Here is a 17264-nt window from a genome sequence, read left to right on the forward strand (position 1 = left end):
CAGACACTGGGTATATTCAATAGTAACAGCGCTCAAGTACGCTTCGAGAGCCGGCCTCCTCGGTAACCGCGACCACCCTTACGGAGCCCTTAGACAAATCACGTATGCTAAGGTCATCGTAATGGTCCGAATCATTGATCGATACCTTATACGAGAGATTGCGACACCATTCCTGCTAGCTCTCACGGTGTTCACCTTTCTCCTAATGCTTCCTCCATTGGTTGAGGTCGCAGAAGGGCTAATTGCAAAAGGTGTCCCTCCCCAAACCACAGTCTGGATCATGTTGACCCTGGTGCCCCAAGCACTTGGAGTCACAATCCCCATGGCCTTCCTGGTTGGCCTACTTGTAGCGCTGGGGCGTCTCTCAAGGGACCGAGAGGCTGTTGCCCTTCAAGCCTGCGGAGTGAGCCCTGCAATTCTTTTGCGTCCAATCCTAACGTGCTCGGTGTTAGCTGCCGCGGCCACAATCTTTACCTTGGTATGGCTCCTGCCTAACGCCAACCAATCGTTCAGGGAAACGACTTATTCAATAATTGCTACAAGGGTTCAGGCCGAGGTGAAACCGAGAGTCTTTTACGAGGACTTCCCAGGGGTCATTCTCTATGTTCAAGATTCAACTGCAGACTCCCCCATTTGGAGCAACGTTTTTCTTGCAGACACTCGGAGTCCTGGCCGTCCCGAGATCTTTGTTTCGGAGAAAGGCCAGGTCGCTCTAAATCGCCCAGATCGCCAAGTTGCCATTATTTTGGAGAACGGTGTTCGGCACGATGTCAGCCCAGAGCGACCAGAGGAATACGAGGTTCACGAATTTGAACGGATCGTGATGAGTCTTGACCCGGACACTGTGTTCCCGCGTATGGGTCCACAGCGTGGGTACCCTGAGCTGACGATTGCTGAACTTGAAAACGAAGTCCTTGACATGCGGGCTGCTGGCCTATCCCCACACCGACCTATCATGGAGATCCACCGAAAATTTTCAATACCAGTAGCCTGTTTTGTCTTTGCCTTAATCGGCTTGGCCTTTGGGTTGAGCAATAGGCGAGAAAGAAGGATCTCGAGCTTTGTGGTTGGAATCGGCGTTATTTTTGTCTACTACGTGTGGATGTACGTTGCGGAGGCCGCGGCTAAGGGCGCTCTGGTCTCTCCGCATTTGGCAATGTGGCTTCCGAATCTTGCTCTCGGTCTTCCAGCCCTTCTCTTTGTCTGGAGAAGGGTCTTCACCGTAGATGGGCGTTTGCTTCCGCGATCATGGCGCTCTGGTTTAATTCGAAAGCCTGAGTCCCAATCTAGTCCTGGGAGATCAGTCACGAAAAGCAAGCCTGAGCCTGCTAAGACCAGTGGCAAGCTTCTGAGTCCTCTATTTCCCCGCTTGAACCTTCTCGATCAGTATGTTCTTCGGCACTACTTCAAGGTTGTAGCTTTAGCTTTTGTGGGAATGTTGGGGATCTTCTACATTGCGACGTTTATTGACCTGTCAGACAAGCTATTTAAAGGGGAAACAACGGCTGCTACCCTGTTGGAATATTTCTGGTTTGCAACTCCCCAATACATCTATTACGTACTTCCGATTTCAACTCTGATAGCCACGCTCGTTACGATCGGTCTCATCACGAGAACTTCAGAGCTAGTTGTGATGAAGGCTTGCGGTATCAGCCTTTATCGGGTTGCCGCCCCCCTATTTTGCCTAGGAGTGGTGTGGAGCGGTCTCCTTTTTGGCCTTGGAGAGACAATACTGGCGTCATCTAATAGGCGGGCCGAGGCCATCAGACACGTTGTTCGCGGTGGTTCACCTCAAACCTTTGACGTCCTAAACCGTAAATGGATTGTTGCACCCGACGGCTCGATCTATCACTACGCCTACCTTGATCCCGCACTGCAGGAGCTTCACGGGTTTTCAGTCTACGAGTTCAGCAATTCAACTTGGGCCCTGAGTAGGCGAACTTTCGTGAATAAAGCAACCTTCCAGGACCCATGGGCCGGTGAAGGCGTATGGGTCAGGTCTTTCGATGCGTCTTTAGACGTAATGCCCTACGAGTATGTTGGAGAAGCCGACCTCCCTCTTCAACCCCCAGAGTTCTTCGTTACCGAAGGCCCTGATGCTGAACGAATGAACTTCACGCAGCTCCAGCGCTACATTGGTGAGCTAGAGGCTGGCGGGTTTAATGTTACGGAGTTGCTGGTTGCTCTACAGCGCAAGCTCTCCTTTCCATTCATTACGATTGTTATGACCCTGATTGGCATTCCCTTTGCCGTTATTACCGGTCGTTACGGGGCCATGTATGCAACGGGGGCTGGATTAGCGATTGCGATGGGATACTGGATCACGCTTAGCGTCTTCGCGGCAGTCGGTGCTGCAGGACTCCTGGTACCAGTTCTTGCGGCTTGGGCTCCAAATATTCTTTTCGGTGCGGCCGCAAGCTACCTATTACTTACCGTCCGCACCTAATCCCACTGTTCTATTTGGATATTATCGATCCAGAGCACCCCGGAGGTTGCCGGGGCCGTATTTAGGGTATCAACCACAAACATAAGCGCTACTGGTTCGTCTGCTTGCGGCGGCCAAGGACTGCTCTCCGCAACCGGGCGCATGTCCTGGAGGCGGATCAAGACTTCTCTTGGTTCGGTGTCCACATAGACCGATCTGACCCACCGAACATCCTCTCCTGCCTTCGAGTCCCTCAATTGAACGGATACTCTTTGTGCAGCATCGCCTCGAATCAGAAATCGAATTACGTTAAATCGATTGAAATCTAACGCCCCTTCACGCACTAAGGCTGCGAATGGACTGGTCTCGGAATCAGAAAGCGCGTACCGCAATGCCAACTCTCTTCCGTCAACCGAGGGAGTGCTGTCAATCGCCACCAGTGATGTTTCTTCATGCTCAACCTTCCAAGCTTGGACATCAGATTCATCACTAAATAATGCAAATGTGGTCTCAATAGTCTCACCTACTGGCTGATCCGTTTCTGCCTCCCTAGGTTCGCCTACGTAAATCGGATTACTCAGAATCCATGGAATGGGTAAGGAGTTCGGCATTGGCGAGAGGACGACTTCGGCCCTATATATCGCAGATTGGCTTCCCGTTTGAAATCGTAAACTCGGCTGGGTTGTTTGTGCGATTAAGGTGCCATCTTTAAATAGTCTTAGTTCGCCACCTTGTGGAAGGTCTGCTTCAAGCACCACAGTCCTAGGATCGCCGACCGATACTACCCTTCCAGGCTGCGTAGCGCTTGTCCCGGATTCGACTTCGAAGCGAAATCGTCCTGGTTGTGCAAGGGCATCGATCGCTGTGTACACTCGACCCTGTTTGATCGAACCGAGAAGCAGCGCTGTGTCTTTTTCAGGATCTCCAGAGAAACTAGTTTCAAGTTGAACGCGGATACCGAAGCTTCGAAACACTTGCTCGTAGGACGGAATTGGAAAAGGGCGCACGTGGGCATCCGCCCCGGCCAGTGCAACAACCCGACGTCCTTGGGTCATTGTGTCCCACCGATCGAGGGCCTCAATGGGTCGATCAAAGAGTGAGGCGATCGCCTCGGACGGTCGAAGTGGATAATGGAGAATTCCTAGTGCGAGACGGTGTACCGGCTCGTCCCGCCAGGCGCTATCAGTGTTCAGCCATTCGATCCCGTCTATGGGAGCTGTCCAATCCTTCCACCGTAAAGATTCCTTCGCCGAAAAGGGATGTGCCGCAACGCCGAAGCCTCCCAGGCGAGCAATGTCCTCAACAACATCTCGTGCTTCGCCCCCGAGTGGGTAGGGGGAACCTTGGTGTCCGATCGCAAGATAATGACCCTCGGTCGTGCTCACCTCTACCCCATCCAAGATAAGAGTTCCCCTGTGATAGATGGGGGGATCGGGCGTTCTTGTGCCATCGCCGTGGTCGGTTGTAATAACGAACGCTAATCCGGCACGGGCGGCAGCGCCAGCGATCTCGTCGACAGTTCCCGAACCATCCGATCGAGCAGTGTGAACGTGAAATGCTCCTGTAACGACCGGCGTGGATATCTCGCCAGACGACGCAAACTCCTTCTTATCAATAAGTGGTTGATCAGGAAGGGTAAGTACAGTCGCCAGCGCTACGACGATGATCACCCCACTCGCTGATCGTGCGGCAGAATACAACATGATGAAATCGGCGAGACAGCTTCGACCCCATCCCTAGCCGAGGATCGATATTACTAATCAGAGGCCGGCGTCAGCCTTAAGGGCCTCTGCCTTGTTAGTCCATTCCCAGGTAAAGTCCTGTTCAGTGCGACCGAAGTGTCCAAAAGCAGCAGTTTGCTTGTAGATTGGCCTACGAAGGTTCAAGGTTTCAATGATCCCCTTGGGAGTTAGCGCAAAGTGAGCCCTTATGAGATCGCTAATCTTGTTGTCGTCAACCCGACCAGTGCCGAATGTATCAACCAGAACGGAGACGGGGTCCGCTAGGCCGATTGCGTACGCGAGCTGTACCTGGGTTCGGTCAGCTAGTCCCGCAGCCACGCAATTTTTGGCAATGTAACGGGCCATGTACGACGCTGAACGATCGACCTTTGTAGGGTCCTTTCCTGAGAACGCTCCCCCACCATGAGGAGCGGCACCGCCGTAGGTATCTACAATAATCTTCCTGCCCGTGACCCCAGCATCACCATGGGGTCCGCCAACGACAAACCGACCGGTTGGGTTTACGTGAATGCTCGTGTTTTGATCCAACATCGACTCAGGAATTGTCGGTTTTATGACGTGTTCCTGAACATCCTCAAGCATTTTTGCCTGGTCAACAGTGGCAGCATGTTGACTGGACACTACGACGGTGTCCACGCGAACTGGCGTGTCGCCGTCGTACTCAACCGTGACTTGAGATTTTCCATCTGGCCTAAGGTAATCCAAGATGCCCTCTCGGCGAACCCTTGATAAACCTCGACAGAGTTGATGCGCAAGCTGAATAGGGAGCGGCATCAGTTCGGAGCTCTCTCGACAAGCGTAGCCAAACATCAGACCCTGATCGCCAGCGCCGCCAGGATCAACGCCCATCGCGATATCCGGCGATTGCCCGTGAATTGCCGAGACAACAGCACACGTTTCATGATCAAAGCCAAATTTGGCTCGGGTATACCCAACGTCCCTTATTGTGTCCCTGACGATTCTTTGAAAATCTACATAGCACGTAGTTGTAACCTCCCCGGCCAGAATTGCAAGGCCGGTAGTCACAAGAGTCTCGCATGCAACTCGTCCGTTGGGATCCTCGGCAAGGATCGCGTCAAGGACTGAGTCAGAGATCTGATCGGCTATCTTGTCAGGATGCCCTTCAGTTACGGACTCCGAAGTAAACAGGTGGCGGCCGGTGCGACTCATTTAACGAACTCCTTCGCTTAGGAGCATCGTGCAGCGCCCAGAGAGGCCTGTGAACGGTTTTCTGGCCCATTGGGGCACGTCCTCAGCGTTACACGAAGACCCAAACCGCTTACGTTAACAGACACTTCAAATACTGGTCAACTAATTGAAAACACACCTAGTTTCCTGCCATTCTTCACTTTTTCTTTGTTCCAAAAGGGGTCATTGTTCGGCGGGGATGGTACTTATCGTAAGTCTTCTTTAGCCGAGCTCCATGAATGTAGGTGTAAATTTGCGTTGTTGATAGCTTGGCGTGACCCAGCATTTCTTGAAGGCTTCTTAAATCGGCTCCGCGCTCAAGTAAGTGGGTTGCAAAGGAATGTCTCAGCACATGAGGACTTAGGTCGTGTCCGAGCCCAGCTGCTAATCCGTAACCTCTCAGAATCTTCCAGAATCCCATTCGACTTAAATGGAGGTCATCCTTCTTCTTTATCCCTCTGCCCCCGGCGTTAACAAAGAGCCAACTTGACCGACGATTACCTAACATCTCACCCCGGGCTTTCTCACGATATCGAGTTACCCACGTAACAGCCTGACGTCCGATCGGCACAACCCGCTGCTTTCTCCCTTTTCCCATGCATTGCACATGTCCAACTTGTAAGTTCACATCTTCGAGTCGCAGCGAGACCAACTCTGACACTCGCATGCCGGTTGCATACAACAATTCAAGAAGTGCGCGGTCTCGACATCCCCTGGCAGTGTCGACCGCTGGTTGTTCAAGAAGCTTGTCGATGTCCTTAAGTGAGAGGTATTTCGGGAGCGTGCGTGGCAACTTTCCGGACTCAATGCCCTCTGAAGGGTTCCTCTGAATCTGGCCCTCCTCTGCTAGAAAGCCGTAGAACCCTTTGAGGCCGGCAATCATTCTGGCAACCGACCGAGGTGTTAATCGCTCCCTGTCCTTAAGATCCCGAACATAGGCCTCAATTTGCCGTCGTTCTAACCTGTCGACAGGTAATCGTTCGCGTTTAGCAAACTTTGCGAGACGATTAAGATCGTAGCCATAGCTAGAGACGGTGTTGGCCGAAAGATGGCGCTCTTGCCGGAGATAGGCAAGGTAGTCCTCGATTTGGCAATCCCTGGTCCGACTCAAACTCACCCGTCTTTCCTTTTACCTGGCAGCTCAATGCCTATTAGAATCGTTTAATGACCACGTCGCCAACTATTCTAATTGCTGGCCTCGGCGATCTCGGCTCCGTTGCACTCGAGCTTCTAGCCCGTGAACACTGGCCCGGACGGGTTATCGCTAGTTGCCGCACGCTGGCCCGCGCTGAAGCCTCCGTAAACCTAGCGCGCCTAGGCGGAATCGCCCAAGGGATGCGACCGAATCTAGAAGCCGCCAGTCTAGACCTAGACGACGTGGATCGCACAGCTGAATTTATTCGGCAATTGTCACCGGACGTAATTTTATGCACTGCCACGAGGCAGTCCTGGTTGACCCCCTGCGCCCTCCCAGCCGAACCCCGGGACCGCCTAGCTGCTGCTGGGTTTGGCGCATGGCTTCCCATCCACCTAATCCTGTCACTGAAGTTGATGCGGGCTCTTCGTCTATCCGGTCTTCAAGCGCGTACTCTGATCGCCTCGTTTCCTGATGTTTCAAATTGCGTGCTTTCTCGTGTCGGCCTCGAGCCAACTTGTGGCGTTGGAAACATTGCTGAGATTGTTCCAAAGATTGAAAGCTTAGCTGCAATCAAACTTGGTGTTCCAATTGATGACGTTAGCGTAACCTTTGTAGCTCACCACGCTCTTCAGGATTATGTTTCTGATTCCCCGACTGACGAAGGACCACCTTTTTTTCTTCGCATCATGCATGCTGGCACGAATGTTACTGGTGTCATTGGCGGATTAGACTTTCCTCGCCAAGCGTATCCAATACCGACTGGCCGAAGGACCCACTTTCTCACAGCCAGCTCAATTGTAAGAATAATGGTTGCTCTTGCGAGCAAGGAGGTCCGGCTTCATGCTCCAGGGCCTGAGGGGCTCCCAGGCGGGTATCCTGTATTAGTTGGACCGCGCGGGGTCCGCGTCCCGGCCATCAAAGATCTTTCTCGGCAAGCTGCAATCGAGATTAACGAGGCATCACACAAATTCGATGGGATAGAGACAATTGGCCCGGATGGCACCGTAATCTTTAGTGACCAGACTGTCGAAATCATGTCTACAGAACTCGGATATCACTGTCAGCAATTACCTCCATCAGAGATCGAGGGTCGAGCCGCCGAACTTTTAGAACGTTTTCGTGAATATGCTGGTCGGCATGGGATTTCAACGCGATAAAACTGACTAATCGTTAATCACCTGTTTCGCACAGCGACGTTCCTGTATCCTGATTCACATGGCGTATTCGACCAAGAAATCCCAGAGCCTCTTTGAGCGATCATTACGGGTGCTCGTAGAAGGCGGCAGCTCGCCCTCTAGGGGACCAGCCAACTACGGTGACTACCCTCTCTTTTTGGATCGGAGCGAGGGTGCTTATGTCTTCGATGCTGATAACAACAAATACATTGACTGGATGATGGCTTACGGTGGATTACCACTCGGCCATGCCCATCCCAAGATTGTTCAGGCAGTTGGCGAAGCCATGGCGACCGGCGCACTCCTGCCTGCGGCGACCCAAACAGAGGTTGAGGTTGCCGAACTAATTCAAAAAATGGTGCCGTCCGCAGGTCGTGTACGTTTCGCAAGTACAGGCACCGAGGCTGCGATGGCTGCAATCCGAGTAGCAAGAGGGTTCACTGGGAGACCGAAGTTCATTAAATTTGAGGGTCAATATCATGGGTGGTACGACGACTTCTTAGTGAACGCCCACCCCCACCCCATTAGTTCCCTTGGCCATCGCCGGGATCCTGTGAAAATTGCCGACAGCTCAGGCCTTAATCAACGAGCTCTAGAAGACACCATTGTGGTGCCGTGGAACGACCTTGCAGCGCTTGAACGGGCCCTCGAAAATCATCAAGGCCAAGTCGCCGCGATAATTACCGAAGGCATTATGGCCAATATGGGTGTAATCCCGCCGCTACCGGACTACCTCTCTACCGTGCAAGACCTAGCCCGAACCCATGGAGCTCTCTTCATTCTTGATGAAACAGTTACAGGCTTTCGCATCGCCCCAGGCGGCTGTCAGCAGCATTACCAACTGGAACCCGACCTTTCCATTTTTGGCAAAGCTTTGGGAGCAGGACTCCCCGTTGCAGCCTTCGTCGGGCGGTCGGAGATTATGGAATCGCTCAGTTGGGGTGGCGTCCTACACTACGGTACTCAGAACGCGTCTCGAGTTGGACTTTTTTCAGCTCGGGCTAATTTACAGGTGCTTGGGGATGATAATGCGAACGTTTTTCAGCACACTTGGAGCATTGGCGAGCGGCTCGTGAACGGCCTACAGGAGGCCTTTAAGGAAACGAAGACCTCCGCTATTGTCCAAGGCGTTGGCCCCATGTTTCAGATTCTCTTTACGAAACAGGCGGAGATTCGGGACTATCGAGAATTTTGTGCCTTCGTAGACCGCGATCGGTATCGCCGGTTCGTACATGCACTCTTTCAACATGGGATCTACATGACCCCAGCTTCAGGTTTGCACTCCGTCACTTCGTTAGCCCATAGTCCTGAGGATGTGGACGACACTCTTTTAGCCGTCCGCGAGGTGCTTCTCAATGGCGAGTACGCCTAGAAAAGACCGGGGCCCTGTTTTGTCCAAAAAGGTGGCAATAGTTACCGGAGGGGCTTCGGGTATAGGCCGCGAAACCGCGTTACTGTTTGCTGAAGAAGGGGCGGCCGTGACGATTGTTGACCTAGATGCTCGGAGGGGTGAGGAAACCGCGCAAGAGATCAAGCAGGAAGGGTTTCAGTCTCTTTTTGTTCAATCAGATGTTACTAGCGAGCATGATTGCAAAGAAGCGATCCAGCGCACGGTTTCAGTGTTTGGCCAACTCGATATCTTGTTCAACAATGCCGGAATCATTCAGCGGACTTCGGTACCGAATACTGCAGAGGCCGACTGGGACCGAGTAATGGGAGTTAACGTCAAGGGAGTGTTTTTAATGTCGAAGCATGCCATCCCCGTCATGATTGATGGAGGCGTAATTATCAACAGCGGCTCTGGTTGGGGATTGGTGGGCGGACCTAATGCGGCCTCCTACTGTGCTTCAAAGGGTGCGGTGGTTCAGCTGACACGGGCAATGGCGCTCGACCACGCCAAGCAAGGAATTCGGGTTAATTGCATATGCCCAGGAGACATTGATACTCCTCTGCTTATGAATGAAGCCGACCAACTCATGGTGAATCGCGAAACCTTCAGAACTGCGGCTGCTGACCGCCCCCTTGGTCGCATCGGAACAGCCAAAGACGTTGCGAAGTCGGTCTTATATCTCGCGAGCGAGGCTGCGGGCTTTGTTACAGGCACAACGCTAGTCGTCGATGGTGGCGGCCTGGCCGGGTCGACGTCGTGAAGGGGCTAACCAATAAAAGGGTTCTTGTAACTGGCGGCGCCAAAGGCATTGGCGCAGCTACAGTTGCACGCTTTCTCGCAGAGGGCGCTCAGGTCACAGTGCTCGATTGTGACGCTAAGGGGTGCGCAGACCTAGAGAAGCGACTTCCTTTACTTGGACCGTCGATTCTTGCTGACGTTACTGATCGTGACGCAGTTGATACCGCGTTCAATTCCCTCGATAGTCGATGGCAAGGACTGGACATTCTGATCAACAACGCCGGGATTAGTCAGCCTCATAATTTTACGGAAATCAACATTGATGATTGGCGCAAAATTCTTGAAGTTAATTTGACAGGAGTTTTCCACGTGGCTCAAGAAGCAGCCCGCCGAATGCTTGGTGGCGGCTCAGGGGTGATTCTCAACATGGGGTCGAGTAACGCTTTGATCGGAATGCCCAACTATGCCGCCTATAACGCGTCGAAGGCTGGAGTCATAGCTCTTACCCAAACGATGGCGCTCGAACTTGCACCACAGATCCGGGTGAATGCAGTCTGCCCGGGCTACGTGTTGACTCCGATGCAGCAGACTGAATACACTCCCTCCGAGATGGAGACTCTAAATTCAAAAGTTCCCCTTGGTCGCCATGCCGCGCCTGAGGAGGTTGCCGCACTATTTGCGTTTCTTGCCTCTGAAGAGGCCCCGTTTATGAGCGGTCATGCGATTTTAATAGACGGGGGGGAGCTAGCCGGCGGCCTCGCGAGTCGATGAGCTGAAGCTAAGACTTCCTGCAAGAATTATCGGCCTCATCTCCAAGACCCAGCCAGTATCCGCGCGCACGGTTAATCGCGATCAAGCTATGGATTGCCGCCCAATTTATGTCACCGCCTTTCTTGCGGTCTTAATGGGATCTCCACTGTTTGCACAAACTGCAGATTCTGTTAGTGAGCGACGAACCATGACAGCCGAACGCATGGTGAATGGTGAAGCGATCGAGCTCGATGGACTACTTGATGAGCCGGCCTGGCAAAGAGCCGTACCGGCAACCGACTTTATTCAACAGGATCCGGTGCTTGGTGGAACGCCAACCGAGCGCACCGAAGTTCGAATTATTTACAGTCGGGATCATCTTTACATGGGGGTTCTATGTTTCGATTCCGAACCCGACAAGATGCTCGGCAACACGATGAAACGGGACGAGTATCTTCGAGCCGATGATCGCTTTATGTGGGTCATGGATACTTTTTTGGATCAACAGTCGGGTTATTTCTTTGAAATGAATCCTTCAGGCCTAATGGCTGACTCGCTGATGGGGTCCGGAGGGGCTCAAAGTCGTGAATGGGATGGCATTTGGGATGCCAAGGCTTTGCGTAGCGAGCTTGGCTGGACTCTTGAAATTAAGATTCCTTTTCGCACTCTCAACTTTGACCCAGACGGCACTGCATGGGGGATAAATTTTCAGCGAACGATCCGGCGAAAGAATGAAGAAAATCTTTGGACCGGATACTTGCGTAATCAACAGCTTCGGCAGATGTCGAACGCCGGTTTACTCGAGATTGATATTCAGGGTGGAGGTGTTACCCAGGGCTTAGGACTTGATGTTAAGCCTTACATCACTGGAGGAGGCTCCGATTCCCCTGGTCGTAACCCGCCAGTTCCACTGTCCAGGAGCGCAGATCTTGGAGTGGACCTGTTCTACAACCTGACGCCGAGTCTTCGCGCAAACCTGACCGTCAATACTGATTTTGCGCAAACGGAAGTGGATCAAAGGCTCGTCAATCTCACGCGGTTCCCTCTTTTCTTTCCTGAAAAACGGGATTTCTTTCTTGACGGAGCAACATTCTTCGAGTTTTACGTTCCAAGGCGTCGCCAAAATTCCAATATCGCAGTTCAGCCGTTCTTTAGTCGTCGAATTGGGCTCGATGCGAATGGATTACCTCAAAAGATTGACTTTGGGACAAAACTGACTGGCCAACTCGGCCAACAGGACGTCGGCTTTCTCCATGTGCGCACTGGCGACGAATCCACCCTCGTTGGGGAAGATTTCACGGTGCTACGTCTCAAGCGTCGAGTATTGGCGCAGTCCTACGTGGGCATGTTCTACAGTCGCCGTGCCAGTCGCACAATCGCATCAAGCCCAGAACAGACGGCCGGCCTTGATTTTCGCCTGGCAACTTCAACCTTCAGAGGGTCAAATAATCTTGAGTTTAACGGCTTCCTTCTGTGGAACACCGATACAGCGAAAACAACGCCTGGTGACAACCTTGCCTACGGGGTTAGGCTAGATTATCCGAACGACCGTTGGGAAGCGCGGGTATCCTTCACGGAGGTTCAGCCGGACCATGGTCCCGCCATGGGTTTCACCCGCCGGACTGGTTTTCGCGCCTACCAGCCTCGACTTCGCTTTGCGCCTCGACCCAGTCAGCATCCGTGGCTGCGCCAAATGGCGTTTGGGTTCGATGTAGACCTGCGAACGGACATGAAAAATCAGTTTCTGACACGCCGCTTGGATTTCACGTTGCTCAGACTAGAACTGCACACTCAGGACAATCTTGAAATTAGCTTGGTACCAACCTATGAGCGCCTCGAGAAGGATTTTGAAATAACCAAGGGAGTGGTGCTTCCTGCTCAGAGCTCGTATGACTTTGTCCGATTTCGGGTCGTGACGAATACCGCAAATCGTCGAATTCTCGCCGCCCAGACGCGGTTCGAAATGGGCAGTTTTTTCTCCGGCACAAGAGAAGAAATCGCTGTGTCTCTTGGCATTCGACCGCGACCAGGTGTAACCCTGAGCGTTGAACAGGAGTGGAACAGAATCTCACTTGGTACCGACAATTTTCAAGTTCGCCTTTATCGCCTTGTTGCCGACACGCAGTTCAGTCCCTGGCTGTACTTGGTTAATAACGTGCAATTCGATTCGATGAGTCAAGTGATGGGCTGGCAATCCCGACTACGCTGGATTCTCACTCCCGGAAACGACCTCTTTGTTGTTTACACTCAAAATTGGCTGGACCATGAGCTCTTCGATCGATTTGCCACTCTCGACCGCCGGGCAGCTGCAAAATTCGTCTACACTCACCGCTTCTAGGATCAACCCTAGCTGCCAGCGGAGAATTTCGAACAAGAGGAGTCGTAATCCTCATCAGTGGCCAACTCAAGCCATTCAGTCGTCGCGTTGACGTTGATGGCCAAGTGGGTCATCGGCGTGAGAGGCAGGGCTCCGTGCCAGTGTTTTTCACCAGGCGGAATAACCGCAACACCCCCTGTAGCAATAATCTGAAATCCCTCACTGAGCGTCAGGAGTGCGCACTCCCCTTCAAGGACAACCAGTAACTGCATGCCGCTGTGGATATGCCATGCCGTACGCGCCCCAGCGTCGAACATTACCCGGTAGACGTTCACTTCGGGATTGGTCGCAACACCCAACATGCGCGCTACGCGAGCGCTCCCCGTGAAATGTCTCGGGTCGGCATATTCGTATTCCTGCTCCTTAGGATCAAAGATCATCACGGCCTCTCCAGAAAAAGAGAAACAGATGACGCGCTGGGATGCACGCCACCCGTTCGTTAAGGTCAAGCGGTGACTGCTATCGACCTCTAATCAGAAGCTGAATTCTCAAGCAGTGGCTCCAAGGGCACTAGCTCGCCACCATTTTCCGTGCACACCGCAAAACGACTACGCTCAGTCGCATACATCGAAACGCCAGCATATTCCCCCTTGGCGTTCAGTACGTAAAAACTGATTCCGAACGCTGGCTTGCCCCGACTATTCAATAGTCTGGGCTCGACCGTATTCTCCTGAATCCGCTTAAGTCCTGCCATGCCGGCATCCTTAGGACTCAGGCCGTTGCGAAGGTTCTCAACGATCAGATATGAGGTGAGATTGTAAAGGTTCGCTTCGCCACGCCCAGTTGACCCTGCTGCACCATAGGTGCCATCGACATAGAGTCCGGCTCCCAAGATTGGTGAATCACCGACGCGACCCGGGATCTTCCAGGCCAGGCCACTCGTTGTGGTCACTCCACAGATCTCGCCGCTGGAATTGATGCCATCGCAGTTAATGGTCCCGAAGAAGTCGTGCTCATCGATTCGACCGTCCGCCATCATGCCCAAGCCGGCCTCATACCCGGCCCGTGCTCGTTCACCCGGGTTAAGGTAATGTCCCGGGTCGACGCGACGCTTCCATTCAAGCCAGCGCTCTCGTGAGCGGTCGGTATTCAGGTCGTCATGAATCGTAAATCCCATATTTCGCGCGAAGTCTTGAGCGTCCTGTCCAACCAGCAGGTGGTGATCCGTGTGCTGCATAACCGCGTGAGCGACTAGCGAAGGAGTCTTTACCCCTTCAATGCCAGCAACGCCGCCGGCTCGTCTCTTCGGACCATGCATGCAGCAGGAGTCGAGCTGGACGATTCCATCTGCGTTTGGGGATCCCCCAAAACCAACGCCTCCATCTTCGGGGTCCAATTCATTCAGATTGACACCAGCGATTAGCGATTCGAGTACATCCTCGCCCTCGGTCATCATCCGAAACGCGGCTTCGACGCAGGTTTCAGAGCCTCCATTTCGAATCCGATGTCCATTACCGGAAGCGATGACAACCGGTCTAACTCCGGACGACTGAATCGCCGGCGCACGGCCAAACGTCTTTCGCGAGGATGCGGCCGTGAGGCCAGCAACCACGGTGCCCGTCTGAATAAAATCGCGACGGCTAATCCTGCTACTCATAACATTTCCTCCTGCGAATTAATGTTACCTTGAACCACTTCCCCACTTTCCTTCACGGCTTGATTATATCGCTCTACAATTGACCGACGCTGGTTCAAGCAGTGACTGCCGTCTCAGCGGTAGCTAACCATTTGAGCGCTGGAGCAACCCTTCTAGCGGAGCCAGTTCCGCCCCGTTTTCTGTGCAGACTGCATATCGGCTCCGCTCGCTCTCGTAGAGTGAAACGCCGGCATACTCGCCCTTGGCGTTAACAATGTAAAAGTTAATTCCAAACGAAGGGTTTCCTTCATCGTTTAGGAGGCGAGACTCGACCGTATTCTCCTGAATCCGCTTAAGTCCTGCCATGCCCGCATCCTTAGGACTCAGGCCGTTGCGAAGATTCTCAACAATCAGATATGAGGTGAGATTATAGAGGTTTGCTTCGCCACGACCAGTCGACCCAGCTGCACCGTAGGTTCCATCGACATAGAGTCCGGCTCCCAAGATTGGTGAATCACCGACGCGACCCGGGATCTTCCAGGACAATCCGCTCGTGGTGGTCACTCCACAAATCTCTCCTTGTCCATTAATGCCGTCACAATTGATCGTGCCCCAGTATTCCTCTTCAGGAATAATCCCCTCAGCGACCATATCAAGCCCTGCTTGGATGCCTGCTTCCAGTCGTTCTTCAGGATTAAGATAATGGCCAGGGTCGGTGCGCCGCTTCCATTCCAGGTATTGCCGCCGCGAATTGTCAGTGTTCAGGTCAGCCTCGATATTGAAGCCCATATTTCTGGCGAACTGTTGGGCGCCATCTCCGACTAGAAGGTGATGGTCGGTGTGATCCATCACCGCTTTAGCCACAAGGGAGGGAGCACGCACACCTTCGAGCGCACCGACGCCACCGGCTTGCCGTTTCGGACCATGCATGCAGCAAGAATCGAGCTGCACTACACCATCTGCGTTTGGACGACCCCCATACCCGACGCTTGCGTCATTTGGATCGAGCTCAACGATGTTTACGCCGGCAATTAGCGAATCAAGAACGTCATCGCCGGCAGTCATTTTGCGGAAGGCAACCTCAACACAGGTCTCTCCGTCACTATTTCTGGAACGATGACCGTTTCCAGACGCCACAACCACTGGCTTCACGCCTGCCGTTTGCACGGCCGGGGCCCGGCCAAAGGCCTTACGTGGTCCCACGCCTAATCCCGCCGTCGCCGCACCAGCTAGCACAAATTCTCTACGGTTAATCTTTTTCCGCATGGTTATGCCCTCTTAATAGTTTGGATGTCCAAGACAAGGAAAAAGCTGAACACCTACCACCTTTTATCCTTAAACATCTTGCCGAACTCAAGATTCTGGCCGTGGCCTCTGAAGATGTCAATTCTTTAAAGCACGATTCACCAAATCCCTTAGCAATCTCAGGCCTGGTATACAATTATTTGGGTCCTGGCGCCGTTTGTTCAAGTCAGGCGGCGACCAAACTCGGCGCTCCATTGGATGGCCAGCGACAGCTCGTACAGCGACTGAATTCGTTGCCCCACGAAGATCACAGTCCAAAACATGGCGTCTCCCTCACAAAGGGTACCTTTGAGCCTTCGATTACGAAAACACCAACCGTCGTGATTGGGTCAAGAGCATTTGCTTTCGGCCAAGGTCGGCAGAGAGCGGAAGCTGCGCAACTCCAATCAAACGGCGCATGATCTCTACCCCCGCAAACTGTCGCAGCAGCTTAGTCGACTTTGGGAGATTCGAGCAGGAGGCGGAGTATGCCCGAAGGGCTCGATCGATCAGTTCTGTAGGCTGATTCGACAAATGTAAATGCCCAATCAACACGCCAAAATCGAACTCCGGTGGTCCAAAGAAACAGAATTCTGGGTCAATAATTCGAGGACCGCTCTCTGAATGAAGCCAACTTCCTGGAAAAAAGTCGCCGTGCACCAGAGCGTCTCCACTCTGTAGATATAACTTGCCAAGCTCTGTCACCGCATTTACGTAATCATTGTCGTTACTCAACTCGCCTGCCAATTCTGAAAGACCAGGTGTGATCATATTCAAATCGAGTCCATTCTCCTGCTCTAATGGGATCTGAAAGATGTGTTGATGGTTCAGTTGCCGCATGGCTTGATTATTGAATCGGCCATCCCGATTAGAGCCAAGGAACGAAGCGTGAAGAGTGCCCAGGAAGTTGATGAGCGTCTCTAACTCCTGCGACGTCAATGTCTCACCGGCATACAGGCCCGTGTAATCAGAGCCGGTTCCGATATCCTCAAGCATAAGGAGCCTAGACTGAGAATCGAAACCCAGGAGTCTGGGCATCCGAGCCTGAAGGGCTGGAATATGCTCTATCAAACGGTAGAACAGGCCTTCCACTACCGCACGCTCTGAAGGCGCCGCGATGTCATCATATTTCTCAACCCATGGACGAGCCTGCTTGAGAATCATACGTCTCGTAGAAGTCTTCACCCGCAGGGTGTAGTTCATATTGCCTTCGCCTGGCTTTGAAGCGGATAGGAGGAACTCCTCGCCAGTCAGCCATTTCTTATCTTGCAAATAGAGCCCGAGACCGTCGAGGTCGTGTTCATCCAAAAAAAAGACGCCGGGACAACAGGACTCAAATCTAGCTCGCTTTGTCAGCACCATTGGAATAAGACTCAAAAAATCATGCGCCCGCAGACCGCTCTATCGACAATTCGACTCTTGAGTGGAGCATTATCCTATCTGAAAGTGGACCCCATCATTGCCTAGGAGAGTACAATACC

13 protein-coding genes are annotated in these 17264 nt (G+C 52.8%); 6 read left to right on the forward strand and 7 right to left on the reverse strand.

What is annotated here, in order from left to right; all coding sequences use genetic code 11:
* Window positions 1-121: 121 nt before the first annotated feature.
* Complete coding sequence (lptF, locus tag QGH09_05925) at window positions 122-2446, forward strand: LPS export ABC transporter permease LptF (protein HJO17717.1); 2325 nt, start codon at window positions 122-124, stop codon at window positions 2444-2446.
* On the opposite strand, the gene QGH09_05930 is transcribed toward lptF, so the two are convergent.
* The 3 genes from QGH09_05930 to xerD form a co-directional block, all read right to left on the reverse strand.
* Window positions 2443-4128 (reverse strand): CehA/McbA family metallohydrolase, encoded by a 1686-nt coding sequence (locus tag QGH09_05930; GenBank protein HJO17718.1) that lies wholly within the window; start codon window positions 4126-4128, stop codon window positions 2443-2445. The genes lptF and QGH09_05930 overlap by 4 nt on opposite strands.
* A 57-nt stretch (window positions 4129-4185) precedes the next feature.
* Entirely contained in the window at window positions 4186-5337 is a 1152-nt protein-coding gene (gene metK, locus QGH09_05935) for a methionine adenosyltransferase (GenBank protein ID HJO17719.1), read from the reverse strand.
* A 175-nt stretch (window positions 5338-5512) separates the two neighbouring features.
* The gene (gene xerD / locus QGH09_05940) at window positions 5513-6472 is read right to left on the reverse strand and encodes a site-specific tyrosine recombinase XerD (protein HJO17720.1); all 960 of its coding nucleotides are present in this window, start codon (window positions 6470-6472) and stop codon (window positions 5513-5515) included.
* A gap of 47 nt (window positions 6473-6519) precedes the next feature.
* Between xerD and QGH09_05945 the strand changes: the two genes are divergently transcribed.
* The 5 genes from QGH09_05945 to QGH09_05965 all read left to right on the forward strand — a co-directional run bounded on the left by QGH09_05945 (window position 6520) and on the right by QGH09_05965 (window position 12884).
* Entirely contained in the window at window positions 6520-7650 is a 1131-nt protein-coding gene (locus tag QGH09_05945; protein ID HJO17721.1) for a hypothetical protein, read from the forward strand.
* A gap of 58 nt (window positions 7651-7708) precedes the next feature.
* Window positions 7709-9040, forward strand: a complete 1332-nt coding sequence (locus QGH09_05950) for an aspartate aminotransferase family protein (GenBank protein HJO17722.1) — start codon at window positions 7709-7711, stop codon at window positions 9038-9040.
* Entirely contained in the window at window positions 9024-9818 is a 795-nt protein-coding gene (locus tag QGH09_05955; protein ID HJO17723.1) for a glucose 1-dehydrogenase, read from the forward strand. The genes QGH09_05950 and QGH09_05955 overlap by 17 nt, the downstream gene beginning before the upstream one ends.
* Window positions 9815-10567, forward strand: a complete 753-nt coding sequence (locus QGH09_05960; GenBank protein HJO17724.1) for an SDR family oxidoreductase — start codon at window positions 9815-9817, stop codon at window positions 10565-10567. Before QGH09_05955 ends, QGH09_05960 begins: the two co-directional genes overlap by 4 nt.
* A gap of 88 nt (window positions 10568-10655) precedes the next feature.
* Window positions 10656-12884, forward strand: a complete 2229-nt coding sequence (locus tag QGH09_05965) for a carbohydrate binding family 9 domain-containing protein (GenBank protein ID HJO17725.1) — start codon at window positions 10656-10658, stop codon at window positions 12882-12884.
* An 8-nt stretch (window positions 12885-12892) separates the two neighbouring features.
* Here the strand turns inward: QGH09_05965 and QGH09_05970 are convergent, their stop codons facing one another.
* The 4 genes from QGH09_05970 to QGH09_05985 form a co-directional block, all read right to left on the reverse strand.
* Window positions 12893-13303, reverse strand: coding sequence for a cupin domain-containing protein (locus tag QGH09_05970; GenBank protein ID HJO17726.1), 411 nt, complete (start codon window positions 13301-13303; stop codon window positions 12893-12895).
* An 89-nt stretch (window positions 13304-13392) separates the two neighbouring features.
* Window positions 13393-14520, reverse strand: coding sequence for a N(4)-(beta-N-acetylglucosaminyl)-L-asparaginase (locus QGH09_05975; GenBank protein ID HJO17727.1), 1128 nt, complete (start codon window positions 14518-14520; stop codon window positions 13393-13395).
* A 123-nt stretch (window positions 14521-14643) separates the two neighbouring features.
* A complete protein-coding gene (locus QGH09_05980) occupies window positions 14644-15765 on the reverse strand; it encodes a N(4)-(beta-N-acetylglucosaminyl)-L-asparaginase (protein ID HJO17728.1) in 1122 nt (373 codons plus the stop codon).
* Between the two features lie 339 nt (window positions 15766-16104).
* Window positions 16105-17145 (reverse strand): phosphotransferase, encoded by a 1041-nt coding sequence (locus QGH09_05985; protein HJO17729.1) that lies wholly within the window; start codon window positions 17143-17145, stop codon window positions 16105-16107.
* Window positions 17146-17264: the final 119 nt, after the last annotated feature.

It is taken from the genome of Vicinamibacterales bacterium (genome assembly GCA_036012125.1).
GTDB lineage: Bacteria > Acidobacteriota > Vicinamibacteria > Vicinamibacterales > UBA823 > UBA11600.

Bases quoted from the DNA above. Each gene is read 5' to 3' on its own strand.
- QGH09_05955 (HJO17723.1), top strand. From the start codon at position 9,024: ATGGCGAGTACGCCTAGAAAAGACCGGGGCCCTGTTTTGTCCAAAAAG.
- QGH09_05975 (HJO17727.1), bottom strand. From the start codon at position 14,520: ATGAGTAGCAGGATTAGCCGTCGCGATTTTATTCAGACGGGCACCGTG.
- QGH09_05945 (HJO17721.1), top strand. From the start codon at position 6,520: ATGACCACGTCGCCAACTATTCTAATTGCTGGCCTCGGCGATCTCGGC.
- QGH09_05950 (HJO17722.1), top strand. From the start codon at position 7,709: ATGGCGTATTCGACCAAGAAATCCCAGAGCCTCTTTGAGCGATCATTA.
- QGH09_05930 (HJO17718.1), bottom strand. From the start codon at position 4,128: ATGTTGTATTCTGCCGCACGATCAGCGAGTGGGGTGATCATCGTCGTA.
- lptF (HJO17717.1), top strand. From the start codon at position 122: ATGGTCCGAATCATTGATCGATACCTTATACGAGAGATTGCGACACCA.
- QGH09_05985 (HJO17729.1), bottom strand. From the start codon at position 17,145: ATGGTGCTGACAAAGCGAGCTAGATTTGAGTCCTGTTGTCCCGGCGTC.
- QGH09_05970 (HJO17726.1), bottom strand. From the start codon at position 13,303: ATGATCTTTGATCCTAAGGAGCAGGAATACGAATATGCCGACCCGAGA.
- QGH09_05980 (HJO17728.1), bottom strand. From the start codon at position 15,765: ATGCGGAAAAAGATTAACCGTAGAGAATTTGTGCTAGCTGGTGCGGCG.
- metK (HJO17719.1), bottom strand. From the start codon at position 5,337: ATGAGTCGCACCGGCCGCCACCTGTTTACTTCGGAGTCCGTAACTGAA.
- QGH09_05965 (HJO17725.1), top strand. From the start codon at position 10,656: ATGGATTGCCGCCCAATTTATGTCACCGCCTTTCTTGCGGTCTTAATG.